The sequence below is a fragment of the Yersinia frederiksenii ATCC 33641 genome, from assembly GCF_000754805.1.
GTDB lineage: Bacteria > Pseudomonadota > Gammaproteobacteria > Enterobacterales > Enterobacteriaceae > Yersinia > Yersinia frederiksenii.
This window is the reverse complement of record NZ_KN150731.1, coordinates 3,840,888-3,867,403: the sequence shown is the minus strand read 5'-3', so window position 1 is coordinate 3,867,403 and position 26,516 is coordinate 3,840,888. Positions and strand designations below refer to the sequence as shown.

Genomic DNA, 26,516 nt, shown 5'->3' with positions numbered 1-26,516 from the left:
CCATGCTCCCTGAACAGCGTCGTGATTTTATCTATCGCTATGTGCATGAACAGAATGTCGCGTCTTTTAAAGATCTTGCCGACATCATGAATGTGTCGCACATGACCGTGCGTCGAGATATTCAGGTGCTTGAAGCTGAAGGTAAGGTGGTGGCGATTAATGGCGGCGTCAAACTGAATAACATGCTGAAGCTGGAGCTGGCCTATAGTGAGAAAGCGTCGCTGAATCATGGGCTAAAGCAGAATATCGGCGCATTGGCCGCAATGCTGATCGAACCGGGGCAGACGCTGTATTTAGATGCAGGCACCACGCTGTTTGAAGTCGCTAAAGCCATTGCTGCCAGCAACTGCTTTAATCTGACCGTGGTGACCAATGATTTCACCATCAGCAGTTATTTAATGGATATGCCGCATATCACGCTGTATCACACCGGAGGACTGGTCGATCGTCGCAATCGCTCTTGTCTGGGCAACAGCGCCGCTAATTTCTTTAATGCAATCAACATTGATGTCGCGTTTCTAAGTAGCAGTTCATGGGAGTTGGAGCGCGGAATGTCGACACCGAGTGAAGGTAAAGCGATGGTCAAGGCGGCGGTAATGCGGGCATCCCGGCGCAACATACTGGTATCGGACAGTAGTAAGTATGGCAAGTACGGTATGTTTCATATCTGCAACTTACAGCAGTTGAGCGACATTATTTCTGATGTGCATCTGCCGCCTGATGCGCAGCAGCAGATTGGCGAACTCGGGGTTAAGTTGCATCTGGTTAACACAGAAGCGAGAAAATCATGCTCAAATTCGCAGCCAATCTAAGCTGGCTATTTAACGAAGTCCCGCTGATTGAGCGCTTCAGTCAGGCCGCCGCCGCCGGATTTCAGGGTACAGAGTGTCTGTTTCCCTATCAGGAATCGATTGATAGTTTAGTCAGCGCTCAGCGCACAAGCGGGCTGCCAGTGGTGTTGATCAACGCGCCACCGGGAAGATGGGATCAGGGAGAACGGGGACTGGCCTCACTGCCACAACGTGAGGAGGAATTTAGACAAAGCCTGCAACAAGCACGGGAATATGCGCGGGCATTAAGGTGTCAACAAATACACATAATGGCCGGAAACAGAAATAGCAGCATCACTGAAGAAGAACAATACGACACACTAGTAAAAAGATTAAGTTATGCAGCAGATTATTTATTAGCGGATAACATTAGGGTCCTTATCGAACCATTAAACACTGAAGATATGCCCGATTATTTTATTTCAACATTTACGCGAGCAGCACAATTAATTAAAACGTGTAACAAAGAAAATATCTTTCTTCAGTTTGATATTTATCATTGCCAGAAAATTCAAGGGAATATTACGCGCAGCCTACAACATTACTGGCCATTAATTTCACATTTACAAATTGCCTCGGCACCCAACAGAAATGAACCCAATGGCGGAGAAATAAATTACTCATGGCTGTTTAATTATCTGGCGTCACATCATTATTCGGGGTGGATTGGCTGTGAATATCAGCCAGAGACTACCACGCTAGAAGGATTAGGTTGGTTTACTCATTATAAAACAATTAATTAATAACCTACACCCAAAATATCTCTGTATGGCGGGTCATATTTAGGAATTCAATTATGTCTAATCACGTTATTATTTCGCTAGCACCAGTAGCCGCAGATTCGACCCGAGTAGAACCCGCCGAGGTGGCGCAGGATATCTTAGCCTGTGCCGATGCCGGTGCCGCCGTCGTTCATCTTCATGTTCGTGACCGGCACGGCAAACTCACCCCGGATGTCAGTGATTTTGCTGCCACCATTGCGCCGGTTCTCAGTCAGACCGAGATGATAGTTCAGGCCTCTACCGGCGGGGTTTCTGCAATGAACATTGAGCAACGCTGCGCTCCACTGCAATGTAAAGGTGTGGGCATGGCTTCACTTAACGTCGGCTCAGTGAACCTGGGTGACAGCGTTTATCTTAACCCAACGCCAGACGTGGAATATTGTTCGCGCCTGATTGTAGAGAAAAATATCATCCCTGAATTTGAAGTGTTTGAAATTGGGATGATTAATAATATTCTTCTACTTCAGGAGAAAATAAAATTCAAACAACCCCTGCTGTTTAATATTGTATTGGGTCATCGCGGCTCTACCCCCGCAACAATTGATGCATTAATTGCTATGCGCCAATTTATTCCCCGTGATGCACTGTGGGCAATTACTCATTTTGGCCGCCGTGACTTTTCATTGATTGCCGCGGCAGTAGGTATGGGGGCCACAGAAGTCAGGATTGGTTTTGAAGACAGCCGATATATTAATGCCACTGATACCGTGGAATCTAATCTGCCATTGGTAAAAAAATTGGCCAACATTATTACCAGCATGGATAAACAGGTCGCTACGCCTAAGCAGGCGAGAAAAATGCTAAATATCGATATTAATAATCGTTAATTAAATTATCTGTTTACCCTACTATTTAATATGTCGCATTTCAATTAGCGACAAGTGAGGTTTATTATGGCTATCAGCACGTCTGTCTATAAAGCCGGATTACTGATTTCTGCATTGGGTGTTATTATCTCCCTTGCTGGAATGGTGATGCAATCCACTGGCTTATGGCACCCAGGATTAGTGATATGTATTACTGGTTTTGCCATTGGTGCCGGGTATTGGCCGGGATTACGCAGTTATCAATTCACCTTATGGATTATTGCCGGATTTGTCGCGGCGATGATCTACTCCAAAGATCTGATTATCTGGGGTGGCTTCAATATCACCCATAAATGGATCGTCTTTTTAGTCATTCAGGCCACCATGTTCAGCATGGGGACCAAGCTCACCATCAAAGACTTTGCTGATGTGGCGAAAATGCCGTGGGCGGTATTTGTCGGCACCTTCTGTCACTTCTTAATCATGCCGCTACTCGGCTATGCTCTGACGCAAATTTTCAGTTTCCCACCAGAAGTCGCGGTTGGCATTATTCTGATCGGCTCATGTTCCAGTGGCCTGTCATCAACGGTAATGGTCTATATCGCCAATGCCAATCTGGCGCTGGCAATCTCCGTGACGGCGGTTTCAACCTTGGTCGCCACGGTAATGACCCCACTGTGGGTTAATATTCTGGCCGGTTCGCTGATTGAGGTGAAATTGCTGTCGATGGTGATGGATGTCATCAAAATTGTGATGATCCCGATTGGGGCCGCCATTTTGCACGATTACCTGAAAACCTATGCTAGTCAACAAGGCCGCCGCGTGGTCCAAACCATCGCCGCAGGTTGTGCTGTATGGCTGCTGTTCATGATATTGGGTGGCTGGGATCGTCTATTCGAAACTGCCTCAGCCGATGCACAAATGCTGGCTGTGGTCGCTAATTTCTTCGCCGGCGGCATCATCTGGAGCCTGTTCTACAACTGGTTAACCACCAAATCCGACAAAGTCCTGCTGGCGATGCCAAGAATTTCCATGATGGGCATCATCTTCTTCACCACCACGGCCGCCGCTGCTGGGCGCGATAACCTGATGCAAGTGGGTATTTTACTCTGTGTCGCGATGTTGATTCATAACTGTGGTGGATTCTTGATCGGCTACTGCATGAGCCGCTGGGTATTTCGTCTGGATGTCGAATCATCGCGCACAATCGCTTTTGAGGTCGGTCTACAAAATGGCGGTATGGCATCTGGCCTGGCTGCGGCGATGGGCAAACTGGCAACAGTCGGGCTGGCATCGGCGGTCATGACGCCGCTGGGTAATGTCACCGGATCGCTGCTAGCCAACTACTGGCGCAGAAAGGACTTGGCTCATCAGCGCACCCGAACCGGCACTACTCAACCTGATTCATCACTTTCTGAAACTCACTCTGCATAGGAGGCTGTATGCTTACGCAACTCACATTGGATACCGCGCAACAGGCCGTCAGCCATGCGTTAAATCTGGCAAAAAATGACTATAACCATCGGCCGCTGAGTGTTGCCGTTTGCGACCAACAGGGATTCTTACTGGCTTTTGCCCGGATGGATGGCGCAAAGTTACTGACCATCGAACTGACGCAGCGTAAGGCTTATACCAGCTGTCAGCTCGGCGCCACCACCGACACCTTTTTGCAACGGCTGCAAAACGAGCAGTTAGATATCAGCTACTTCGGCGATGCGCGGTTTACCGCTCTGCCAGGAGGTATTCCGCTGCTAAATGCGAATAAACAGTGTATTGGTGCCGTCGCCGTGGGCGGATTATCCGCCAAAGAAGATCATGAAGCGGCAGTCAAAGTCGCCCAGTTTATGCATGAATTAGCCTAACCTTTTACCCGCAGAACAATCTGTGAAGGATAACAAAATGAAAAAAATTGCCCTATTTCACACCAGTGCTGCCACGCTCGGCATGATGCAAACACTGATTGCCGACCATATGCCGCAAGCCGAAGTCATGCATATCATTGAAGATTCGATGATTAAACAGGTTATGAAGCACGGCGGTGTCAGCCCTGAAATCAGCGCTCGCATCGCCGGTTATATCAATAATGCCGAGAAAGCAGGCTGTGAGATTTTTATGACCGCGTGTTCGTCAATTGGCGGCGCGGTGGAACAGTGCCAGTTTATGACTCCGTTACAGCTCACGCGCATTGATTCTGCCATGGTCGATGAGGCGATTACTCTTGGCGGGCGGATTTCAGTGCTGGCTACAGTCGCTACCACGCTGGAACCGACGCTGGAATTTGTGCGCCGTAAAGCCACAGAGGCAGGTAAAAAACTGGATATAGTGCCGATGCTAATGCCTGAAGCATTCATCGCACTACTGGATGGCGACAATGTCACCCATGACCGTATTGTTGCCGCCGGGCTACAAAAGGCGCTCGCCAGTAGCGACGTGGTGATGCTGGCGCAGGCGTCAATGGCCAGAGTGCTAACCACACTGCCAACACCGCCATCCATTCCGGTACTGACATCGCCAGAGCGCGGTATTCTTTGGCTGAAACAGCTTGCTCAAGCCGTGTAAGCTGGTCTGCATCAGCCACAAACAGCGGGGGATGTTTCTCCGCTGTTATACACAGCCTTTCGCTGCGCGCAATTCACTCTCCGGCAGATGCTTTGCCGTCGACTCATCAGTGGTAGAGTCATTTTCCACCGCATTCAGCAGCACATCCAACAAACCGGGAAAACGAGCATCAATATCATCACGCCGCAGAGATAACAAACTCTCTCGTCCGCAGGGACGTTGCCAGATAACCCCACTTTCACGCAGCACACGCCAATGATGGGTCAAGGTAGATTTAGACAGCCCGTGCACCAAAGTGCCACATGCATGTTCGCCCCCTGCCGCCAGCCTACGTACCACCGCCAGCCGCAGTGGATTACCTAAAGCCGTCAGCACATTTTCCAATCGGATCTGCTCACGCTCAGGGTGATTTGCAATCATAGTGTTCCTATTAATAAACGACAGCCCGCGACCAGACTGCCTGATTTGGCCATATCCACCGGCCCTTAACCGGCGGCAATATAGCCTATACTCCATGTCGACCCAACTCATAAATCCAGTGTAAGGGCAAATACCCTGCCAACCATTGCCCCCAGCCATTATTGCACAGTTTCAGAACAAATAATTAAATTGTACGTGTATATTCGAACAATGGGACTATACTGATCGCGATCACCTGTTGATCAACAGTAATGTACAACTTAAACCAACAACTTCCCGGCAGAGCATCAAATCGCCCGCCCCGAAATTGCCATCATCTTTTAAGGACTTAATATGGCACGTAAAACTCCTATCGAGCGCTATCGCAACATCGGTATCTCAGCCCACATCGACGCCGGTAAGACAACCACTACCGAGCGCATTCTGTTCTACACCGGCGTCAGTCATAAACTGGGTGAAGTGCACGATGGCGGCGCGACTACTGACTGGATGGCACAGGAGCAGGAACGTGGCATTACCATTACATCGGCTGCCGTGACCTGCTTCTGGAAAGGTATGGACAGAACCCTACCGGAGCACCGCATTAATATTATCGACACCCCAGGGCATGTGGATTTCACCATTGAGGTGGAACGCTCCATGCGGGTACTCGACGGTGCGGTCATGGTGTATGACGCGGTCGGTGGCGTACAACCGCAATCTGAAACTGTCTGGCGTCAGGCCAATAAATACCGTGTACCGCGGCTGGCATTCGTCAATAAAATGGACCGCCCAGGTGCTGACTTCTTCCGCGTGCGGCAGATGATGATTGACCGCCTGAAAGCCAATCCGGTGCCGATTGTGATTCCAATTGGCAGTGAAGAGCACTTCACCGGCGTGGTGGACTTGCGACTAATGCGCGCCATTATCTGGGACGAAGCGTCTCAGGGGATGACATTCAATTATGAGGCAATCCCGGAAAATTTACTGGCGACGGCTAATGAGTGGCGCGAGAAAATGGTCTCCGAGGCAGCTGAAGCCTCTGAAGCACTGATGACAGAATATCTGGAAACTGGTGACCTCACCGTCGATGAAATCACCCAAGGTCTGCGTATCCGTACTATTGCGGGTGAAATCCAGCCGATGATGTGCGGCAGCGCATTTAAGAACAAAGGCGTGCAGCGCATGCTGGATGCGGTCGTTGAACTGATGCCATCACCGGTGGATATTCCACCGGTCAGTGGCACCGACGAAGATGGCAACGAAGTGAGCCGCAGGGCGGATGATAATGAGAAATTCTCGGCATTGGCGTTCAAATTGATGACTGACCCCTATGTGGGCCAGCTGACTTTCGTGCGAGTTTACTCCGGCGTGCTGAGCAAAGGCGACAGTGTTTATAACCCAATTCGAGGCAAGAAAGAGCGCATTGGCCGCATCGTCCAGATGCACGCCAATAACCGGATTGAAGTGGATGAAATCCGTGCTGGTGATATCGCCGCCTGCGTGGGCTTAAAAGATGTCACTACCGGGGAAACACTGTGTGACCCGGATGCCGTTATTACGCTGGTGCGCATGGAATTCCCTGAGCCGGTGATTTCACAAGCCATTGAGCCGAAGACCAAGGCCGATCAAGAGAAAATGGGGTTGGCGCTACAGCGGTTGGCATCGGAGGATCCGTCGTTTCGTATCCGTACGGACGAAGAGTCCGGCCAGACCATTATCTCCGGCATGGGCGAATTACATCTGGAGATCATTGTCGACCGCATGAAACGCGAGTTTAGTGTGGAAGCCAATATCGGTAAACCGCAGGTCACTTACCGCGAAACCGTGCGCAAAACCGTGACCGATGTTGAAGGCAAATTTGTCCGTCAATCCGGTGGTAAAGGGCAATATGGTCATGTGGTCTTTACTCTAGAACCACAAGAACCGGGCAGCGGCGTCGCCTTTGTCGATGCCACTAAAGGTGGTGTGGTTCCCCGTGAGTTTATCGGGGCGGTAGAGAAAGGGGTACTCGAAGCTACCAATACCGGGGTTCTGGCCGGTTATCCAGTGGTGGATGTGAAAGTCACCCTGACGTTCGGTTCCTACCATGAGGTGGATTCCTCCGAACTGGCGTTTAAAATGGCGGCCATCTTTGGCTTCAAAGAAGCCGCCAAACGTGCGTCACCGGTGATTTTGGAGCCAGTCATGAGTGTGGAAGTGGAAACACCGGAAGAGTATGCCGGTAACGTGATGGGCGACCTTTCCTCTCGCCGTGGCCTGGTGCAAGGCATGGAAGAGATGATTGGCGGCGGGAAGATTATTCGAGCAGAAGTGCCGTTATCTGAAATGTTCGGCTACTCGACCGTATTACGTTCCATGTCGCAAGGCCGTGCGACCTACACGATGGAGTTCAAGCACTACGCCGAAGCGCCACGTAATGTTGCCGATGCAATTATCGCTGCGCGGGGCAGTAAAAACTAACCCGCTAAAATAAAACTATAAAGCCGCCAGTTGATGTTAGCTGGCGGCTTTTTTTATTGGCAACTAGTGCCAGCAGTACTTAAAAAAAGTTAATCGGGTAAATCTGCCAGAAGCTAATTTGTCCGAGCCAAAGCTAGCAGAGATTAACCTGAGCAAGGCTAATCTCTACCGGGCAATACTAAGCCAAGCCAATTATCTCATGAACCCAAAAGATATTACTGACTGGCAGGGTACAATAGGAAAGCCGCAATACTTTTGCTGCTGACTCGCCGGCATTGCGGTAACCGTCCGGGACATGGCTGGGAAAATAAATTGATTTGGTGATTACATCCGCCCCTTACTACAGCCAACTCACTGATATTAAAGTCCGGTTTTCCCCACTCACTGACGGTTATTCGGCATAAAAACGGGGCAGAAATTTAGCCCCGTTTTTATACTGTTATCCGGTTATGGCCTTAAATCTTCGCTGTCGCCAGATACTTTTTCATCTCTTGCGCAGGCACCATACCGCCGCCGGTCGCCCACACCAGATGGGTTGCATTTTGCATTTTCTCAGCACTAAAGTGATTATCTTTCAAATAATCGCTACTGCTGCTAACTCGTGCCGGACCGGGCATCCCCGCCAGTGCCGAAGGCTCCAACTGAATACCTTCATGGCGATTAAGCAAGCCCAACAGGTCATACATTTCAGCATCACTCAAGGTATAGAAGCCGTCCAGTAAACGTTCCATGGCGCGACCAACAAATCCAGATGCCCGTCCAACGGCCAAACCATCTGCGGCAGTGATATTATCAATACCGATATCCTGCACGGAAATACCATCATGCAGACCGGTATAGACGCCCAATAACATGCAAGGTGAATGCGTTGGTTCGGCAAAAATACAGTGGACATGGTCACCAAATGCCAATTTTAAGCCGAAAGCCACACCACCGGGGCCACCACCCACGCCACAAGGGAGATAGACAAACAGTGGGTGATTTTCATCTACCAGAATCTGTTGCTCAGCAAACTGCTTTTTCAACCGACTGCCTGCTACCGAATAACCGAGGAATAAGGTTGGCGAGTTTTCATCGTCAATAAAGAAGCAATTTGGGTCAGACTCTGCCTGTTTGCGCCCCTGCGCTACCGCCACGCCATAGTCCTGCTCATATTCAACGACATTGACGCCGTGTTCACGCAGTTTACGTTTCTTCCATTCACGGGCATCAGCGGACATATGCACACTGACACTGAATCCTAACTTGGCACTCATAATACCAATCGACATCCCCAGATTACCTGTAGACCCCACAGCAATGCGGTACTGACTGAAGAACTGGCGGAAATCATCTGAGAATAACTTGCTGTAATCATCAGTTTCAGCCAGTAAACCGGCTTGTAGCGCCAGTTTCTCTGCATGCGTCAAAACTTCATAAATACCACCGCGTGCTTTAATCGAACCGGAAATCGGTAAGTGGCTGTCTTTCTTCAACAGTAAGCGGCCCGTGATTTCAACCCCATAGCGCTGTTGCAGAGCTTGCTGCATGGCCGGAATTTCCACGATATCGGACTCAATAATACCCTGCGTTTTTTGTGTTTCTGGGAATGCCTGACACAAATAAGGGGCAAACCGCAGCAACCGAGCTTCAGCATCAGCCACATCCTGTTGCGTCAGCCCGACATAAGGCAGCCCTTTTTCAAGGGTGGTCGCCTGCGGGTTAAACCACGTGACTTCCTCCAAATTGATAAGCTTTTTGACCAAAGGGGAGTCGGTAATTAATTTATCAATTTCAGTGCTTTTCATAGAATGTCTCTTTTCGATCATATAATGTAAGAAAGTAGGAAAGTGGTGCCTAATGCAATCACCGACGCGATAAACGTCGCGGTGGTGTAATATTTAAATGTCTCACTCAGCGTCGCACCGCAATACTGTTTTACTAGCCAGAATAGTGAGTCAGTGACAATGGTGAAACCAATGGCACCGGAGCCAATAGCCAAAGTAATAATTTCTGGGCTGACATTGGGGTACATCGGCAATATAGGTGAAACAATGGCCGTCGCACCCATCATCGCCACTGTCGCCGAGCCAACCGCAGCATGTAGAATCAGCGCCACCAACCACGCCAATAGAATCGGGTGCATATCCAGATTGGATAAAATCACCGCCAGCGCATCTGCCAATCCACTGGCTTTTAATATTCCGTTAAATGCACCACCGGCCCCGATAATCAACAGAATATTGGCAATAGAGGAAAAACTATCTTCAGTTTTCGCCAGTAGCGTACTCATCCCCATATTTTGCCGGATGCCTAGAGTGTAATAGGCAACAAATGCGGCAATAAACATGGCGGTAATAGGATTACCGATAAACTCTAATAGCAAGTAGAGACCAGTGCCCTTCTCCATATTCAGTTCTGCGGCAGTTTTTGCCAGCATCAGAATAATCGGCAGCAATACGGTAAATAGGGTGGCCCCCAATGACGGCAGCTCATCCTCATTACGGACTTTAATTTCAGAGAATGCTGCTGGCACGGTTTTAAATGGCAGGCGTTTACCCACAATACGTAGGAAGAGTGGCCCGCCAATTAATGATGCCGCCAACCCGACGACCAGCCCGTAAACAATCACGGTGCCAATATCAGCCCCTAAGGCATTAGTGACGTACATAGCAGCCGGATGCGGTGGTACCACGCAATGGACCGCCATCAAAGCAGTACACAGCGGGATAGCTAACTTCAGCAATGAAGTATTCGTCTTTTTGGCGATGGAAAATGCCAATGGAATCAGTAAGACAACACCCACCTCAACAAACAGAGTGATGCCGCAGATTAACCCGACCAACACCATAGTGACATCCGGTGATAGCCAGCGGCAACGTTGTAAGGTAATACCGATACGCTCTGCGGCACCGGATATTTCCATCATTTTACCGAGGATAGTTCCCAACCCGATCACTGCGGCTAAAAAGCCCAGAGTTCCGCCAATTCCTCCTTCAATGGAATTCACCATTTCCAGCGGATTCATGCCCATTAATAACCCGACATAGAAACTCGCTAATAGCAGCGCCAGAAAGGGATGTATTTTCAGTTTTACAATGGTGAAGATAATAATAATGATGCTCGTTAATAACGTCCCCACTACCCATATTTGTGAGTCCATAGCCAACCTCTTCTAATAATAAGTTCTGCCCTTATTGAATAAGAATTAGCCGGTACTGACAAATGATAAATAATGGCTTTCAGATGAACTGGATTGAACCAAAAGTGCAATATTGGTCAAAGTTTTACTGTTAACTCTGGTTTGCATCACATTAGATAACCCTAATCACCGTTCTGGTGGGCCATTGCGGTATACTATTTCAACAAAAAGATTGCCTGAGAAACCGCCATGTACCCAGAAAAAAGCTATATCACCCGCAATAAATTACTGAATGGCTATCAGCTATCGAAACTCTATACCTTCGAAATTGCCGCACGGCACTGCTCATTTGCGCTGGCGGCTGATGAGTTATCTATCAGCCCCAGCGCAGTTAGCCACCGGATTAATAGCCTGGAGGAAGAGTTAGGTTTTAAACTATTCCAGCGTTTTCACCGCAAAGTGGAGCTCACTGCGGAAGGGGAGCGGGTGTTCTGGGTGCTGAAATCGTCACTGGAATATCTGAATCAGGAAATCCTGGAAATAAAGAATCAGGAACTCTCCGGTACACTAACCCTCTATTCTCGCCCTTCTATTGCCCAGTGCTGGTTAGTCCCCAAGCTGGCTGATTTTGCCCATCACTACCCCGCCATCAGCTTGAATATTCTGACCGGCAATGAAAACGTCAATTTCCAAGGTGGCGGCATTGATTTAGCCATTTATTTTGATGATAAAACGCCGGAGAAGCTCTCTTATCAGCACTTGATGGATGAATCTATGGTGCCCGTCTGTAGCCCAGAATATGCCGAAAAACATCAGCTTGATGGCAATCTTATCAATTTGCGGCAATGCACCTTGCTACATGACCGCCAAGCCTGGAGTTATGATTCTGATATCAGCGAGTGGAATACTTGGGGCCAGCAAGTGGGTTTTGATATTGATCCCACCCAGCGCAGTATGGGTTTTGACCGCTCAGATTTAGCAATTATTGCTGCAATGAATCATGTCGGTGTCGCCATGGGACGTAAGAAATTAGTGACCAAACGGCTGGAAAATCAAGAGCTCATCATGCCCTTCCCCGATTTGGAAGTCAGGTGCGAGCAGCGCTATTACATCTCTACTCTATCAGACCGGCAATGGCCGAAGATTAATGCCTTTATTCAGTGGCTCAAAAAGATGGCGGATGAGTCCTGAAAAATAGGCGCTTATGTGCCATAAGCGCCTGAGAATATTATGACATTGCAGCCGCTTTCTGCGCCAAATCGCGGCTGTATTGCTGGCTGGCATCCACCAGCATATGAGTATAAGCCGTTTTTTCGCAATCGGTGGTTAAATCCTCGGTATTCAGCGTTTCCAGTATTCGGCCATGTTGCATCACCGCCACGCGGTGACACAGATGCGCGATGACCCCCAGATCGTGTGTCACCATCAGATAAGTGAGTTTCTCCCGCTGCTGTAGCTCAGCCAGCAGATTTAGAATTTCGGCTTGTACCGACACATCCAGCGCCGAGGTGGGTTCATCCAGTAGCAAGACACGCGGCTCAAGAATGAGCGCCCGTGCAATGGCCACCCGCTGGCGCTGGCCGCCCGAAAGCTGATGCGGATAACGCTGGCGAAACAGCCGATTCAAACCCACTTTTTCCAAGATTGAGTCAATGCGTTTATCACGATCACCAATACCGTGGATAATCAACGGCTCTGAGAGAATATATTCAATAGTATGGCGGGGATGCAAAGAACCATAAGGGTCTTGAAATACCATCTGCACGTGGCGGCAGCGATCGCGCTCAATCCGGTGCGCCAACGGAATTTGGTTCAATGTTAACTGCCCTGTCCAGTGGTTAAACAACCCCGCCAGACATTTCAGCACCGTGGTTTTGCCCGAACCGGACTCCCCCACCAAACCAAAAATCTCCCCATTGTTAACGGACAGATTTACATCAAACAGCACCTGATTCTGCTGGCTACCCTCACCAAAAATAAGGTTAAGGTTATTAATTTCAATCATCGCATTTGCAGACATAACAGGCTCCTTAACCATTCATCCAGGCAGGATCACGCACCATCACTGGCAGACGATCGCGGCGGTTATTCAGAGAGGGAAGTGCGTTGAGCAGGCCGCGTGTATAGGGGTGTTGTGCATTCTCAAGATCGCAAGCTGCTATCGACTCCACCACTCGTCCGGCATACATCACCAGCACCCGATCGCAAAAGCTGCGCACCAGATTGATATCATGGCTGATAAAAATCAGCCCCAGCCCGCGCTCTTGGACTAAATCATCCAGCATCGCCAAGACCTGTAACCGCACGGAGACATCCAATGCCGAGGTCGGTTCATCGGCAATCACCATTTCTGGCCCGGTGATCAGCATCATGGCTATCATGATCCGCTGCCCCTGCCCGCCAGAAACTTCATGCGGATACAAGCTATACACCCGCTGTGGCTGGCGAATACGAACTACTTCAAACATTGATAACACCCGCTCCCGCGCCTCCTGACGCGACACTTTATGGTGTGCCAGATAAGCTTCCGCCACCTGATCGCCAACACAGACCACCGGGTTCAACGAATATTTCGGGTCCTGCATAATCATCGACATCCGCTTGCCGCGTACCTCACGCATCTTGGCTTCACTGGCGTGCAATAAATCCACTTCAGCAAAGCGCAAGGTGTTGGCATGGATTTGTGCACTGGCGGGATGCAGTTTTAGCAACGCGCGCCCCACCGTGGATTTGCCGGAGCCGGACTCACCGACAATCGCCAGTTTCTCTTTGCCCAGTGCAAATGAAACGCCGCGCACCGCGTCAGTCACCTGTTTGCCATTGACGAAGCTCACCCGCAGGTCATCCACTTCCAGCAAAGGCACTGATTTATTCTGTTCTGGGATCGAGAATGTCACGTAGGCCATCTCCTAAGAAGTTAAACGCCAGACTGTTCAGCAGGATCGCCAAACCGGGGATCGTCACCAGCCACCAGCATTCCATCATGTAACGCCGACCACTGGAGATCATCGCACCCCACTCAGGATCCGGTGGCTGAGCTCCCAAACCAAGGAAGCCCAAACCCGCAGCGGTCAAAATAATACCGGCCATATTCATGGTGATGCGAATAATCACTGAAGGCAGACACAGCGGCACGATGTGGCGCAGCAAAATGCGCAGCGGCGATGCGCCCTGTAATTTTACCGCCGAGACAAAATCGGCATTACGTAGCGAGAGAGTTTCAGCTCGGGCTAGACGGGCAATAGGCGGCCAGGCGGTCAATGTTATCGCAATAACCACATGCTCCAGACCGGGGCCTAAAGCCGCGACGAATGCCAGTGCCAGTACCAAACTGGGGAACGAGATAAAAATATCGGTAATACGCATTAAGATGCTATCGACCTTGCCGCCGAAGTAACCGGCGACCACGCCAAGTAACAGCCCGATAGGGCCGACCGTCACCGACACCAGTGCCACTATGTACAATGTGGTACGTGCACCATAAATTAGACGGCTGTATTGATCCCGGCCAAATTCATCAGTTCCAAACCAATGCTGGCTACCGGGGGCCTGTAATGCATTGCCGAGATCTTGTGCTAGCGGATCATGGGTCGCCAGCCATGGCGCAAAAAAGGCCACCACCAACAACAAGCCAATGATGGAGACACCAATGGCGGTAAGGGGGTTTCTCATTAAGGTGTGGAAGAAGTTTAGTACCCGCCGTAGCCCGCGCTTCCAACCCTGATTTTTCATTTCAGGACGTGCCACGACATTATCGGGTTCAGAGGAAAGCATCATTGATTCGTCCTCGGGTCAAAGATCTGATACAGCATGTCAGACAGTAAATTCAGTGAAACAAAGATCAGGCCAACCAGTAGCACGCACCCCATCACCGCATTCATGTCGCCGAGCAATAAGCTGCCTGTTAAATACGAACCAAAACCGGGCCAAGAGAAGACCGTTTCAATCAATACCGCCCCTTCCAATAATGAGCCGTAAGCCAGCGCGACAACCGTTAGTAATTGCACCAGAATATTGCGAAAAGCGTGGCCCCACAGCACTTGAAACTCAGACAAACCTTTCACTTTGGCGGTAATAATGTATTCCTGCGATAACTGCGCCAGCATAAAACTGCGGGTCATTCGGCTGATATAAGCCAATGAGTGGAAACCGAGAATGGTGGCAGGCAGCAGCAAGTGATTAACCGCGCTGCGAAATACTTCCCACTCGCCAGCCAGTGCCGAGTCAATCAGCAGTAAACCGGTACGCCGGTCGACTAAACCGTCATAGGCCATATCAACCCGCCCGGCCCCACCCACCCAGTTTAACCAGGCATAAAACACCAGCAGCCCCATCATCCCGACCCAAAAAATCGGGGTTGAGTAGCCTGCCAGACTGATAAAGCGCACCACATAATCGGCAAATTTTCCACGGCGTGCTGCCGCCATGACGCCGAGTGGAATACCCAGGCCGGCCCCCACCAGAATCGCCATGGTGGCCAACTCAATGGTCGCAGGGAACACGCGAATGATGTCATCGACTACCGGGCGGCCCGTCAATAAAGCATTGCCGAGATCACCGTGGATGAGTGAGTTAAAGTAGATAAAGAACTGTGTCCAGAGCGGCTTATCTAGCCCCAATTGCAAATAAACTTGCTGGTAGGTACTTTGATCCGCATCCTGGCCGACGATTGCCAAAACCGGGTCAATCGGCATGACCCGGCCAATAATAAACGTCAGGATCAATAAACCGAATAGGGTCACGGCCACCTGGAAAAAGCGCTTTGATAAACGTCGCGCGATGCCATGCGGTGCAAACCAGTCTGAAACCTTCATGCTATCCTCCCGAAATGGGCAAAGCACACTGACACCTTGCCCTGGGTTTAGGTTACTTGCCGTGAATTATCGCTGCTTATACACCTGTAGCAGGCGGGTCGTAGTTGACGGATGCGGGACGTAATCAACCACGTCTTTGCGCACCACGACGGAATCAACCATTTGTGAAATCGGTAAGATGGCTGGGAATAGCGCGTCATAGCGCTCCTGTACTACCACGTACATTTGCTTTTGTTTGGCCGGATCTTTCTCAATAAGCGCGTTATCAATCAAATCATTCAGTTGTTTATCGTAGAAAGAGGTGCGCCAGCCCTGGAAGTTGGTCAACTTGGCGGCATCACTATTATCCGGGTTATAGGCAATTGAGCGCAGGCTAGAGTGGGGATGTGGATCAACACCACCACCACCACGGCCCACCAGCATGTCGAACTGGCGATCGCGCATGGCACCATAGACCTGATTACCGGTGCCGGTCAGAATTTTGGCCTGAATCCCGGCCTGTGCCAGTGTGGATTGAACCGCGGTGGCGACATTGATAAACGGTGGATCAGACAACACCCGCAGGGTAGTGGTGAAACCGTCTGGATACCCTGCTTCGGCTAACAGTGCCTTGGCTTTCGCTACATCGAGTTTATAGCCGGGATCGGGCAGTGTGACATCCATCCCTTTCTGGATCGGGCGTTGATGGAAGATCCCATAGCCCGGCATGATAGTTTTATTAATCCCATCATAATCAATTAAGTACCGTACGGCTTCGCGCACCTTCGGATTGGCGAAATGCGGCTCTTTCAGGCTCATCGCAACATAATAAATAGTGCCGCGCTGAACTTCATCGACTTGAATTTCCGGATTATTTTTCAGCGCATTAATATCGGGTACTGACATGCCACTGGCAATATCAATATCCCCTTTTTCAATCATTAACCGCAACGCTTGCGACTCCGTCATATGGCGGAATATCACTCGCTTCATTTTGGCGTCACCTTGCCAGTAATTATCCACCCGGTTGATACGCAGCACATCTTTTGCCTGCCAAACATCCAGTTTGAATGGGCCTGAACCCGCTTCATTGGTGGTCAGCCAGCCATTGCCCCAATCACCATTTTTCTCATGTTGCATCACCGTGGCACGGTCAAGAATCGAGCCACTGCCCAAGGTTGCCAACGAATAAATCACCAGTTTCGGGTCGGTCGGCTTAGGCAGCTCAATCTCCACCGTGAGAGGATCTTTAGCACGGATCAACTGCTCCACGTTATCTGCGGTAAAACCGTAGGATTTCCAGGTGGTTGCTTGCGCCAGATTCAAATGCATCAGGCGATTCATTGACCAGGCAAAATCGGCTGCCGTCACCGGATTGCCAGAGTGGAACTTCATCCCCTCACGCAAGGTAAAAGTAATTAACTTGCCGTCATCACTGATTTTCCACTCGGTGGCCGCACCGGGCAGGACTTTGCTCGGTGTATGTGGATCCAACTCCACCAAAGAATCATACAAATTAACAATGATAGAAACGGCATCATTGCCGGTCATAGCGGCCGGATCGAGTGACAGTAGGTTGTTCATATTCATGCCAACAATCAGTTGGTCATTGGGCGTTTTCGCCATACTGACACCCATCGACGTCAGGGTAATCAGTAGGGTAAGGAGGAATGTTCTAACTATTATTATCGCGTTCATGGACCATCTCCGGTAAGAAAAGGCTAGATCTGAATGCTTGTTTTTATAGGTCGAAATAATTTTTTAGCCGCGAAAGATCACCCTGAGTCATTGACGTTGCAGGTAGGCTGTGAGCAAACGCATCCCGATAAGCTTATTTATGTAATAACAACGACAAATTAGTGATTCGGGTGAGTACGCGTGGCTAACAACCCTGTGGCGTCAAGAATGCAGGGTATTGGCTTCGATATAGTCGAAGTTAATATCCTCGCCTAATCCAGGGCGCGTCGGTAACGAGACATAACCGTCACTGTCCATCGGATCGATGATGCTGTTGAGGTATGCGGCTGGCTCATCGTAATCAAGGAATGGATGCAGCAACCCACGCTCATACCAGCGGCAGTTACGGATAGCACCGACCACCGCCAGATTTGGCGCGCCGTTACCGTGGATTTCACAATCCATCCCGAAGGACTCCGCTAAATGGGCCACTTTCAAGCAAGGCGTAATTCCGCCCACACCTTGAACACCAGCACGTAAAATATCGCAGGCACCGGCTTTTACCCAATCAGCACGGCTGAAGTATTTCCCCGCCAGACTTTCAGGTCCGATGATGTCTATCTGTAGGTTTTCCCGCAGCCAGCAATAAGAGGCCATGCTCTGTTCTTCCATCGGCTCTTCAAACCAACTGAAATTCAGTTTTTGCAGTTCGCGGCCAATATAGAGTGCATCACTGCGGCTGTACCAATGGTAACCATCCAGCATCAAAGCAATATCGGGGCCGACGGCTTCACGTACCGCAGCACAGGCTCGGACATCCATTTGTGGACTGGGCGCAAAGGAGACCGGCGGCATCCAGGTATGCAATTTAATGCCCTTATATCCTCTGGCCACCAGTTGTTCGGCAAAACGCGCATACTCATCTGGGGTGGAGAGCCCACCGGCTAACTCATCACCGCACATGGTGCTGCCGTAGGCCAACACTTTGTCGCGATAACCTCCCAGCAATTTATAGACTGGCTGACCCAGTTTACGCCCCAGCAGATCCCAAATAGCCTGCTCAGCGATAGCCAGCGCCCGATCAGTTAACTGATTGGCACTGCCGCGCTGCCAATGGACCAAATCATTCCACAGCCGCTCACGGTCAAATGGGTTTTGTCCTATCAAGACTTTCTTAAAGAAGCTGTTGATGATGTGTGGACGAATCACTTCCGGTGGTGCAAATGCATAACCACAGTCACCCTCGTCAGTGGTCAAAGTCAGCATGGCCATTTTTGCCAGTGATTCCTCACCGGGGTGCGAATGCCCTGCGCTATCAGAAACACGCCGGGTTGGATAAGAAAATACAGTTACGTCTACGGATATTATTTTCACCTGATTACCTGCCTTTAGAGTTCATTTTGTTTTCAGTCGGAACAGTGATTGCCTCGCTGATATCTCCTGACTAAATGGCCGCTATCCCTGTGAGCTCAAATCGTTAATCCCTTATTTTTAATGATGATTTACTCATGCAAAATATTAAAACGACGGATCTTTTAAAGTGGAATTGCATTTCACTTGACCAGTATTGAAGATAACTGTCGATTAGTCATTAGGAAATTGGCTGCAAAAAAGACAATAAAGGCAGGGTTTTTTGGGCAAATGCATAAATTGTTGTGAGCCACATCACGATGAAATAGGGGGAAAGTGTCAGACATCACAAAATTAGCTGAGATGGTGTCGGTCATAAACTCTATTGACCCCAATGCTTATCAGCCACTACGTTTTTCTGCAGTTAATAGACAAAGGCTATCTCAACGATAGGCAAAGCTGCCCTACTAGCTTGATAAAGGTCAACCATCAGTTAACACAGCCCAGAGATAATCCCATTCAATAAATAAGGTTATTAACAGGATAAAAACCCTATACCCAACGTAATTGGCGTTGCAGGTTGTCGGCTTCAAATACGAAGGGGATAAATGTGAAAGTGACTTATCACTTTCCACACAACAAAGGAGTGCTGCTGTGATAAGAAAATGGTTAATTGGCGGAGGTATATTAATAGTTGCAGGTTATCTGGGTATGGCTGGCTATATCTACATGGCGGATAACGCACGCAGTAAGGCATTAATCAGCGAGGAAGAAATCATAACCAACGATGCAATTCCCTCTGCGGGCAATACCACACTAACCAATCAACAAGTCAGTAATTTGTTTTATCAAAAGGGCTGCGATTATTGCCATACCAGCAGTGCATCCCTGCCGTTTTATGCTGTTATTCCAGGCGTGAAACAATTAATGGATTACGATATTCAACAAGGCAGCCAATATTTTTCATTGGAACCCACCTTATTGGCTATTAAAGAAAATAGCGCCTTACCGGAGGCTGATTTAGCTAAAATTGAATCGGCTATTGCCCGCGAACAAATGCCACCACAACGTTTTGAAGTTTTACATTGGTCTTCTGGTATCAATGCCGAGGAACGTAACCAAATCCTGGATTGGGTAAAATCACACCGGGCAGAGCATTTCCCTTCAAACAGCAGCAGTGACATGAAGCACCTGACATTGCAGCCTCTGCCGGATGCCCTGCCAGTAGACGGTAAAAAAGTCGCGCTAGGTGCACGTCTCTTCCACGACCCGAGACTATCCAGTGATAACACCATCTCCTGCGCAAGTTGTCATCTGCTGACAAAAGGCGGGGTCGATAATCTGGCTACCTCAACTGGGGTTGACGGTCAGAAAGGCGGAATTAATGCCCCAACCGTCTTCAATGCCGTATTTAATGTTAATCAATTCTGGGATGGCCGTGCCGTTGATTTACAACAGCAAGCTGGCGGGCCACCGCTTAATCCGGTGGAAATGGCCTCAGCTTCATGGGATGACATCATTAATAAACTGCAACAAGATACACAGTTAACTCAAGAATTTGTTCAGGTTTATCCGCAAGGTTATTCCGAACAAACCATTACTGATGCCATTGCTGAATTTGAGAAAACCCTAACCACACCCAATAGTCCTTTTGATCGCTATTTGAAAGGGGATGTTAATGCCTTAACGACCAGTCAGAAAAATGGCTTAGTGTTATTCCAAAAAAATAAATGCGATACCTGCCACGTTGGTAAGAATCTTGGCGGACAGTCTTATGATCTAATGGGATTAAAAGCCAATTACTTTGCCGATCGACCAAAAGAGCTGACGGCTGATGACCATGGCCGTTTTAATGTTACTCAAGCCCCCCGTGATATGCATCGCTTTAAAACACCGGGTCTGCGTAACATTGCGCTGACAGCCCCTTATTTCCACGATGCTCAAGCCGAAGATCTGATTCAAGCGGTCGAGATGATGTTGAAATATCAGGTCGGCACTAACCTGCCACCACAGGATGTTCTCGATATCGTTGCGTTCCTCGAAAGTCTGACCGGGGAATATACGCCTTATCAAGAATAAGTATTAATATCAAAAGTATCCGCAGAGTCGTTTATCTGCGGATATTCTATTGATAAAAGAATAAACCAAATAGTATTTAAACATGATTATCTTGCTTGAAGGTTAATCCCATTTATTGACCTCGATCATTATCGGTAGAGCCTGGGATTTTTCCTACATAGATGGGTATCTGTTCCCATACACCATAACTCATTCCTTTGTTACCATCCTCCCACTGATTTAGAACTCAAATATTCATTAAATTGAGTTAATAATTAATATGGCGTAATTACATTTGTAATTATACCCATTAATTACATCCAATAGCACTAACCTTATTAATAACGTTTCAGTGGAGAACATTTAGACACCAATAATTTTATATAAATTAACCAGGAATTTTACCTCAATGAATATTCATATAAAAAGAACCTACCTAAGTATCGCTATTTCTTCCATTATTTATACAGCGACCTCAATGAGTGCTAATGCGGCACCTTGTGTGGGTTATACCGTCTCCGATATTTGCGAACAATCTAAATTTGGTGCAGGTGAATTTCACAGTATTTCACTAGGCGATGGTGTAACGGCAGGTACTGAAGATCATCACTTTATTTTTAATGGTGATGGATATGAATTATATCAACCTCACAACTATTTCGGCGCAGCCGTTGCCCTCGGCACTATTCGTTATACTGAAGTTAATAATAGTCGTTTCACAATCACTGGTACTCACTATCAGGGTGGTCCTACCTATGAAGGTCGGGCAGAAAATACCACACTAAATAATAGTCTGATGTGGGTAATGACCTCAGCCGACCAGACTATTGCGAAAGGTAATTCCGCCGTAGTTGTCTCAACCCAATTTGCTATGAGCGGGAATGTTTACACTGAAACGGCAGAAGATGGCAGTGTTCAATTCAACCCCTATATCTCCAATAGCCACTATCAAGATACCTCCTATGAAATGCTTTGGGGTATCAAGAACGAGTCGAAAAACTGGGATACTAAAGCCACATCTTACGACTCGGAATTTGTTGATTCCAGCCGACAGGTTGTTGCCGCTAATGGCCATAGTGTTAATGCTACATTCGCTGATACGGCCTCCCAGCGTATTGATGCTACCGGGCTTTCCAGCGACGCAACATTTAACGGTTCGTCTTACCAAAATATCTATACTGGTGGTGAGTCGCACAATACAAGCTTATTTGATCGTGCTTATTCTTGGGTGCGTGCTGGAGCGAAATTAACCGGACTGACCGAAGTCAATAACACAGCATCAGTCTATCTAGATACCGATGAAACTAACGGTGCTTATGCTCAGAATATCGTTCTTAATGGTGACGATACCCATTTAAGAGTGCGATATAATGCAGCGAATAATGCTTCTGCTACCGTTGATAACTTAATGTTAAATAGCGGTCAAGTTTCATTTCTGGCAGGCACCGGTAGCAATTATACCTCACTAAATATCGGCACACTTTCTGGTTCAGGTTCTTTCTTATTCAACACCTCAATTGCTGAAGGTAAAGGTAACTTCGTGACCATCGCTAATGGCAGCGGGTCACACAAAGTGATGGTGAATGATTCTGGTGTTGAAATAACTGCACCAGGTGAAACAACTTTAGACCTTATCCACGATCTCAGTGGTAATGCTCATTTCACACTAGCCTCCTTTACTGGAGCTAACATCACTGAAATCGATGGCGGCACATATGTTTATGGCTTGCAAAAGTGGGACAACTCGGCCAGAGCCGGGGGAAATCTGTGGTATTTAGGTAGCACACTGGATGCAGGACTTGAACCAGAAGAACCTGGCACCGTGGAGCCTGGACCAGCACCGGTAGAGCCTGAAGCTAACCAGAAAACCACTCCATCAACTGACGCCGTATTAAGTATGGCCTCGGCCAGCCAGTTTATTTTTGATGGCGAATTGCAGAATCTGAGATCACGTAAAGGCGATTTAAATAATAGTAAAGGCGACAATGCCAGTGTTTGGGGCCGCTATTTGACCAACAATACTCGATTCAGTGCAGCCCATGATGCTGCTTATCGTTTACAGCAGGATGGTTTTGAAATAGGTGCTGATAAAGTATTTGGCCTCTCTTCAGGACAATTAGTATTAGGGGGCTTTACCTCTTACAGCAATAACCGCTTGAAGCATGCTCGTGGTGGTAACAGTACAATTGACAGTTATAGCTTGGGCGCGTACGGCAGTTATTTCGATAACAGTGGCTATTATATTGATGCAGTTCTCAAAGCTAACCATTTTAAGAACTCACTGAATGCCAATATGACAAACGTAGGTTCTGTACAAAGTAATTACGACCAGAATGCATTAGGTGGTTCGCTGGAAGCTGGCTACCATTACAAACTGTCCGATAATTGGTTTGTTGAGCCTTATGTTCGTACCAGTTATTTCACGGCACAAGATAAAGATATTGCACTGAACAATGGTATGAAAGCCAAAATTGATAGTAACCGTTCAGCAAAAGGCGAGTTAGGAACCCATCTTGGGACAAAATTCGACCTGAAGAATGGTGCTATTGTTCGCCCTTACGCTAAAGTCGCGATGGAAAGAGAGTTTATTAAGTCAAATACCGTGACCATCAACCAGGTAAATGACTTTAATAATGATTTCTCTGGCAATACCGCAAAATATGGGCTGGGTGTAGATGTTAATCTGACAAAGCAAACGACGCTTTATGCTGAAGCGAATTATCGTAAAGGCACACATGTTGAGTCACCCATCATGGCTAACATCGGTTTTCGGATTAACTTTTAAGTAGTGTTTTATAAATGGCTTCTCGTAGCAATACGGGAGGCCATTTTTGCTTTCGGCTACTTTCCCACAACATTCCCCAATAAAATCATTGATTAAAAATAAGACAACACGTTATTCTCATTCTGACTTTTATAAAAATAACAGGAATAAAAATGAAGAAATTATCTCTGGGCATAATGATCGTGGCATTACTCGGCAGCCAACAAGTATTGGCAAAAAGCTGGCAGGAAATAAAACAGAGCGGGGAATTACGGATTGGTGTCCCCGGTGACTATGCACCTCTGGCATTTCACGATAAGCAGGGGCAATTAGTGGGTTACGATATTGATATGGCAAAATCGCTGGGTGAAAGTCTAAAACTTAAAATTAATTTTGTGCCGAGTAGTTGGCCAACACTGTCTGAAGATTTAGCGGCAGACAAATTTGATATTGCGATGGGCGGAGTCACAGAAACACCTGGCCGTGCTGCACAATTCGCACTATCCAGCCCGGTTGTTAAAAACGGTAAAATTGCATTAGCCAACTGCCAGCAAGCTAAAAAATTCCCTACACTCGAGGCCATCGATAAAGAAACGGTGAAAGTGATTGTGAATCCGGGTGGCACTAATCAATCTTTTGTCGATGCAAATATCAAGCAAGCACAAATCATCCGCACCAAAGATAATGTCGCCAATTTGCAGGGCGTCCGAGATAAAAGTGCCGATATTATGTTTACTGATTTAATCGAAGGGGATTATTACCAGAGCAAAGAACCGGGGGTATTTTGTGTCGCAACACCGGAAATATTACCCGGCACTGGCAGCTACAAAGTGTATATGATGGCCAAAGATAATCAGCCACTTCTTAGCGAAGTTAACCAATGGCTGAGTGGAGAGACAAAATCCACCTTAGCCCACAAGTGGAATATTTCCGAATAAGCGGCCATTAATTACCCATTATTTTCATCTTAAAATCATTGAAGCTACAGGTAGACAGCAAGCGAGTTCATCTCGATGAGCTAACTCAAGTAAGTGATTCGGGTGAGCGAGAGTAGCTAACCCCCCTGTAGCTTCAAGTAATTTGGGTTTAAGCCGTTAATCCGCCATCCAGCACTAATGCCTGCCCGGTCATATAACGGCTATCATTACCTATCATAAAGGCACTGACACGAGCGACTTCTTGCGCATCACCTAAACGACGTAATGGGATCTGCTTACGTAATCCTTTTAAGGCATCAGCAGGCATATTACGCGTCATATCACTGTCAATTATTCCCGGTAGCAAGCAATTTACCCGAATACCAAAGCGGCCCATCTCAAGAGCCAGAGAGCGACCAAGACCAATCATTGCCGCTTTACTGGCCCCATAAGCACTCTGTCCGATATTGCCTTTGATGGCGGTAACCGAAGACATCAGCAACACAGCCCCCTCGCCCTGCATCATCATTGACGGCAAGAGGTGCTTATTCCAGTAGAAAATAGCATTCAAATTGGTATCCATGACATTACGCCAGTTATCACCATTTTGCTGAATATGTAAGCTATCGCCAGTAATGCCAGCATTATGGATAACCGCACCGGGCGGACCATACTTTTCTAATAATTGTGGGGCCAATGTATCAACATCAGCTTCATTGCTGCCGTCACAACGATAGCGAGTCACCCGACCGGGTAATCCTTCACAACTTTCGATGACATCGTGACTTTGCTGTTCACCATGACGCCAGGTAAAAACAACATCCCACTCTTTGGCCAGCTCTTCAACCAATGCCCGGCCAATGCCACGGCTGCCGCCAGTAATTAACACCCATTGCCTGCTCATAGTATTACTTCTTCTGCTCAGCCAGCTTCTGACAAAGCTCGCCTAAAGTCATGTCCGGGCTTTCCATAAACATTTCGGCATTCAGCGTGGCACCGAATTCGCGTTTTGCCAGCACCATCAATTCAACATAATCCAGACTGTCGAGTTTTAACTGATGCAGAGGCATTTCAGGTGACAGCGCCGACATTTCCAAATCTTTGGCGTCACATAACATTTCACATACGGTGTCATAAACGTGTTGATACTTTTCCATGGTTTTATCCTTTCTTAATGCGCGGCTAATGGCCACGTTTTTAATGTTACAGCGGTGGTAATTAATGGCCCGATGTCGGTCCGGGCCGCAATAGCCGAGCGCAATACCCAGCCATCTTCAGGATTACCAACAACCAGTGTCGGCTCGATGGCATAGTGCAGTGCACTGCGGACAAATAAATTCGGTTGGTTGATGCGCAGCAAATCAGCACTGAAATGCACATCATGATGCGTCTGAATAACCGGCACATGCTTGAAGACATCGATCAAGGTTTCCGCCTGAATGCCTGGCAACACCTCTTTGGCCGTTGCCAGTGTTTGCGGAGCTGCGACCAGCAACTTAAACAGCAGTGCATCGAAAAACGCCCAACACTCTGCCGGATGCGATGTATCACCGGGAAATTGCTGGCTGAGTTGATAAACATCGTCCGCAGGCAAAGAGCTCCATGGCTCACAGTCAGTTTGTCGCAACGCTGGCGCACTGCGCAGCTTGCCGTTAAAGCAACTTTCACCATTAGCACTGTCGAGCAGATTGCCACTCACCTGCCCCTGCGTTTGACTCAGTTGTAACTGATACGGCGTATGGCATAACACCGGTTGGCGCAAGCGCGCATTGAAACGCAAAAAATCAGTGTCGGGTAGTGCAGTTAATAACGCGGTACTAAGCTGATATTTAATATCCAGCATGGCGCGCATACCGTGGACAGTCAGTTGCTCCTGCCCCAAATGCTGTGCATGTTGCAGATCAAAATGGATTGGATTGTAATCACCGGAAAACTCAGCCCAACGTTCAGCATCACTGAGGCTGTAATGGTAATTAAACGACGAGTTAAAGGTCATA

Annotated in this window: 24 protein-coding genes; 12 read left to right on the top strand and 12 right to left on the bottom strand. The window is 48.2% G+C overall.

From position 1 onward, the window contains the following. Positions 1-2 precede the first annotated feature (2 nt). The 6 genes from DJ58_RS04750 (at position 3) to DJ58_RS04775 (ending at position 4,977) form a co-directional block, all read left to right on the top strand. On the top strand, positions 3-812 hold the full coding sequence (locus tag DJ58_RS04750) for a DeoR/GlpR family DNA-binding transcription regulator (RefSeq protein WP_004706327.1): 810 nt from the start codon (positions 3-5) through the stop codon (positions 810-812). Next, positions 788-1,573: a 2-oxo-tetronate isomerase gene (gene otnI, locus DJ58_RS04755; protein WP_032910026.1), complete on the top strand. Its 786-nt coding sequence runs from the start codon at positions 788-790 to the stop codon at positions 1,571-1,573. The genes DJ58_RS04750 and otnI overlap by 25 nt, the downstream gene beginning before the upstream one ends. A 53-nt stretch (positions 1,574-1,626) precedes the next feature. Next, positions 1,627-2,439, top strand: coding sequence for a beta-keto acid cleavage family enzyme (locus tag DJ58_RS04760; RefSeq protein WP_004706325.1), 813 nt, complete (start codon positions 1,627-1,629; stop codon positions 2,437-2,439). Between the two features lie 66 nt (positions 2,440-2,505). Further along, positions 2,506-3,852, top strand: a complete 1,347-nt coding sequence (locus DJ58_RS04765) for a bile acid:sodium symporter family protein (RefSeq protein ID WP_004706324.1) — start codon at positions 2,506-2,508, stop codon at positions 3,850-3,852. An 8-nt stretch (positions 3,853-3,860) separates the two neighbouring features. Beyond that, a complete protein-coding gene (locus DJ58_RS04770; RefSeq protein WP_004706323.1) occupies positions 3,861-4,280 on the top strand; it encodes a GlcG/HbpS family heme-binding protein in 420 nt (139 codons plus the stop codon). A gap of 37 nt (positions 4,281-4,317) precedes the next feature. After that, the gene (locus DJ58_RS04775; RefSeq protein WP_032910024.1) at positions 4,318-4,977 is read left to right on the top strand and encodes an aspartate/glutamate racemase family protein; all 660 of its coding nucleotides are present in this window, start codon (positions 4,318-4,320) and stop codon (positions 4,975-4,977) included. Positions 4,978-5,022: 45 nt separating this feature from the next. Here DJ58_RS04775 and DJ58_RS04780 read toward each other — a convergent pair whose 3' ends face one another. After that, positions 5,023-5,397, bottom strand: coding sequence for an ArsR/SmtB family transcription factor (locus tag DJ58_RS04780; RefSeq protein WP_004706321.1), 375 nt, complete (start codon positions 5,395-5,397; stop codon positions 5,023-5,025). A 333-nt stretch (positions 5,398-5,730) separates the two neighbouring features. Between DJ58_RS04780 and fusA the strand changes: the two genes are divergently transcribed. After that, positions 5,731-7,839, top strand: a complete 2,109-nt coding sequence (fusA, locus tag DJ58_RS04785; RefSeq protein ID WP_004706320.1) for an elongation factor G — start codon at positions 5,731-5,733, stop codon at positions 7,837-7,839. A 118-nt stretch (positions 7,840-7,957) separates the two neighbouring features. Beyond that, a complete protein-coding gene (locus tag DJ58_RS24155) occupies positions 7,958-8,104 on the top strand; it encodes a pentapeptide repeat-containing protein (RefSeq protein WP_161598495.1) in 147 nt (48 codons plus the stop codon). A gap of 190 nt (positions 8,105-8,294) precedes the next feature. Here DJ58_RS24155 and DJ58_RS04790 read toward each other — a convergent pair whose 3' ends face one another. Beyond that, entirely contained in the window at positions 8,295-9,626 is a 1,332-nt protein-coding gene (locus tag DJ58_RS04790) for a D-serine ammonia-lyase (protein ID WP_004706319.1), read from the bottom strand. Between the two features lie 17 nt (positions 9,627-9,643). Then, positions 9,644-10,981 carry a D-serine transporter DsdX gene (gene dsdX / locus DJ58_RS04795; RefSeq protein WP_004706318.1) on the bottom strand — a complete coding sequence of 446 codons (1,338 nt, stop codon included), beginning with the start codon at positions 10,979-10,981 and terminating at the stop codon, positions 9,644-9,646. 228 nt (positions 10,982-11,209) lie between these two features. Between dsdX and dsdC the strand changes: the two genes are divergently transcribed. After that, the gene (dsdC, locus tag DJ58_RS04800; protein WP_004706317.1) at positions 11,210-12,151 is read left to right on the top strand and encodes a DNA-binding transcriptional regulator DsdC; all 942 of its coding nucleotides are present in this window, start codon (positions 11,210-11,212) and stop codon (positions 12,149-12,151) included. Positions 12,152-12,188: 37 nt separating this feature from the next. Here the strand turns inward: dsdC and DJ58_RS04805 are convergent, their stop codons facing one another. The 6 genes from DJ58_RS04805 to DJ58_RS04830 all read right to left on the bottom strand — a co-directional run bounded on the left by DJ58_RS04805 (position 12,189) and on the right by DJ58_RS04830 (position 18,804). After that, on the bottom strand, positions 12,189-12,965 hold the full coding sequence (locus tag DJ58_RS04805; protein WP_004706316.1) for an ABC transporter ATP-binding protein: 777 nt from the start codon (positions 12,963-12,965) through the stop codon (positions 12,189-12,191). Between the two features lie 25 nt (positions 12,966-12,990). Then, positions 12,991-13,866 (bottom strand): ABC transporter ATP-binding protein, encoded by an 876-nt coding sequence (locus DJ58_RS04810; RefSeq protein ID WP_072088139.1) that lies wholly within the window; start codon positions 13,864-13,866, stop codon positions 12,991-12,993. Next, positions 13,829-14,692 carry an ABC transporter permease gene (locus tag DJ58_RS04815; protein WP_050129462.1) on the bottom strand — a complete coding sequence of 288 codons (864 nt, stop codon included), beginning with the start codon at positions 14,690-14,692 and terminating at the stop codon, positions 13,829-13,831. Before DJ58_RS04815 ends, DJ58_RS04810 begins: the two co-directional genes overlap by 38 nt. A 41-nt stretch (positions 14,693-14,733) precedes the next feature. Further along, positions 14,734-15,774, bottom strand: coding sequence for an ABC transporter permease (locus tag DJ58_RS04820; RefSeq protein WP_004706313.1), 1,041 nt, complete (start codon positions 15,772-15,774; stop codon positions 14,734-14,736). 66 nt (positions 15,775-15,840) lie between these two features. Further along, the gene (locus DJ58_RS04825; protein ID WP_004706312.1) at positions 15,841-17,391 is read right to left on the bottom strand and encodes an ABC transporter substrate-binding protein; all 1,551 of its coding nucleotides are present in this window, start codon (positions 17,389-17,391) and stop codon (positions 15,841-15,843) included. 261 nt (positions 17,392-17,652) lie between these two features. Continuing rightward, entirely contained in the window at positions 17,653-18,804 is a 1,152-nt protein-coding gene (locus tag DJ58_RS04830) for a mandelate racemase family protein (RefSeq protein WP_004706311.1), read from the bottom strand. Between the two features lie 630 nt (positions 18,805-19,434). On the opposite strand from DJ58_RS04830, the gene DJ58_RS04835 reads away from it, so the two are divergent. The 3 genes from DJ58_RS04835 (at position 19,435) to DJ58_RS04845 (ending at position 24,540) form a co-directional block, all read left to right on the top strand. Then, positions 19,435-20,859 carry a cytochrome c peroxidase gene (locus DJ58_RS04835; RefSeq protein ID WP_032910018.1) on the top strand — a complete coding sequence of 475 codons (1,425 nt, stop codon included), beginning with the start codon at positions 19,435-19,437 and terminating at the stop codon, positions 20,857-20,859. Between the two features lie 388 nt (positions 20,860-21,247). Further along, on the top strand, positions 21,248-23,623 hold the full coding sequence (locus DJ58_RS04840) for an autotransporter outer membrane beta-barrel domain-containing protein (RefSeq protein ID WP_032910017.1): 2,376 nt from the start codon (positions 21,248-21,250) through the stop codon (positions 23,621-23,623). Between the two features lie 152 nt (positions 23,624-23,775). Then, positions 23,776-24,540 carry a transporter substrate-binding domain-containing protein gene (locus DJ58_RS04845; protein WP_004706308.1) on the top strand — a complete coding sequence of 255 codons (765 nt, stop codon included), beginning with the start codon at positions 23,776-23,778 and terminating at the stop codon, positions 24,538-24,540. A gap of 148 nt (positions 24,541-24,688) precedes the next feature. On the opposite strand, the gene DJ58_RS04850 is transcribed toward DJ58_RS04845, so the two are convergent. Genes DJ58_RS04850 through DJ58_RS04860 form a run of 3 tightly spaced genes read right to left on the bottom strand, consistent with a single transcriptional unit; the run spans position 24,689 to position 26,515 of the window. Next, positions 24,689-25,423: an SDR family NAD(P)-dependent oxidoreductase gene (locus tag DJ58_RS04850; RefSeq protein ID WP_032910016.1), complete on the bottom strand. Its 735-nt coding sequence runs from the start codon at positions 25,421-25,423 to the stop codon at positions 24,689-24,691. Between the two features lie 4 nt (positions 25,424-25,427). Continuing rightward, a complete protein-coding gene (locus DJ58_RS04855; protein WP_004389134.1) occupies positions 25,428-25,676 on the bottom strand; it encodes an acyl carrier protein in 249 nt (82 codons plus the stop codon). Between the two features lie 14 nt (positions 25,677-25,690). Continuing rightward, on the bottom strand, positions 25,691-26,515 hold the full coding sequence (locus DJ58_RS04860; protein WP_004706306.1) for a hotdog family protein: 825 nt from the start codon (positions 26,513-26,515) through the stop codon (positions 25,691-25,693). Position 26,516: the final 1 nt, after the last annotated feature.

Excerpts from the sequence above, each read along its gene's own strand:
- DJ58_RS04750 (WP_004706327.1), top strand. The coding sequence starts at position 3 with ATGCTCCCTGAACAGCGTCGTGATTTTATCTATCGCTATGTGCATGAA.
- otnI (WP_032910026.1), top strand. The coding sequence starts at position 788 with ATGCTCAAATTCGCAGCCAATCTAAGCTGGCTATTTAACGAAGTCCCG.
- DJ58_RS04760 (WP_004706325.1), top strand. The coding sequence starts at position 1,627 with ATGTCTAATCACGTTATTATTTCGCTAGCACCAGTAGCCGCAGATTCG.
- DJ58_RS04765 (WP_004706324.1), top strand. The coding sequence starts at position 2,506 with ATGGCTATCAGCACGTCTGTCTATAAAGCCGGATTACTGATTTCTGCA.
- DJ58_RS04770 (WP_004706323.1), top strand. The coding sequence starts at position 3,861 with ATGCTTACGCAACTCACATTGGATACCGCGCAACAGGCCGTCAGCCAT.
- DJ58_RS04775 (WP_032910024.1), top strand. The coding sequence starts at position 4,318 with ATGAAAAAAATTGCCCTATTTCACACCAGTGCTGCCACGCTCGGCATG.
- DJ58_RS04780 (WP_004706321.1), bottom strand. The coding sequence starts at position 5,397 with ATGATTGCAAATCACCCTGAGCGTGAGCAGATCCGATTGGAAAATGTG.
- fusA (WP_004706320.1), top strand. The coding sequence starts at position 5,731 with ATGGCACGTAAAACTCCTATCGAGCGCTATCGCAACATCGGTATCTCA.
- DJ58_RS04790 (WP_004706319.1), bottom strand. The coding sequence starts at position 9,626 with ATGAAAAGCACTGAAATTGATAAATTAATTACCGACTCCCCTTTGGTC.
- dsdX (WP_004706318.1), bottom strand. The coding sequence starts at position 10,981 with ATGGACTCACAAATATGGGTAGTGGGGACGTTATTAACGAGCATCATT.
- dsdC (WP_004706317.1), top strand. The coding sequence starts at position 11,210 with ATGTACCCAGAAAAAAGCTATATCACCCGCAATAAATTACTGAATGGC.
- DJ58_RS04805 (WP_004706316.1), bottom strand. The coding sequence starts at position 12,965 with ATGATTGAAATTAATAACCTTAACCTTATTTTTGGTGAGGGTAGCCAG.
- DJ58_RS04810 (WP_072088139.1), bottom strand. The coding sequence starts at position 13,866 with ATGGCCTACGTGACATTCTCGATCCCAGAACAGAATAAATCAGTGCCT.
- DJ58_RS04815 (WP_050129462.1), bottom strand. The coding sequence starts at position 14,692 with ATGAAAAATCAGGGTTGGAAGCGCGGGCTACGGCGGGTACTAAACTTC.
- DJ58_RS04820 (WP_004706313.1), bottom strand. The coding sequence starts at position 15,774 with ATGAAGGTTTCAGACTGGTTTGCACCGCATGGCATCGCGCGACGTTTA.
- DJ58_RS04825 (WP_004706312.1), bottom strand. The coding sequence starts at position 17,391 with ATGGGTGTCAGTATGGCGAAAACGCCCAATGACCAACTGATTGTTGGC.
- DJ58_RS04840 (WP_032910017.1), top strand. The coding sequence starts at position 21,248 with ATGAATATTCATATAAAAAGAACCTACCTAAGTATCGCTATTTCTTCC.
- DJ58_RS04845 (WP_004706308.1), top strand. The coding sequence starts at position 23,776 with ATGAAGAAATTATCTCTGGGCATAATGATCGTGGCATTACTCGGCAGC.
- DJ58_RS04850 (WP_032910016.1), bottom strand. The coding sequence starts at position 25,423 with ATGAGCAGGCAATGGGTGTTAATTACTGGCGGCAGCCGTGGCATTGGC.
- DJ58_RS04855 (WP_004389134.1), bottom strand. The coding sequence starts at position 25,676 with ATGGAAAAGTATCAACACGTTTATGACACCGTATGTGAAATGTTATGT.
- DJ58_RS04860 (WP_004706306.1), bottom strand. The coding sequence starts at position 26,515 with ATGACCTTTAACTCGTCGTTTAATTACCATTACAGCCTCAGTGATGCT.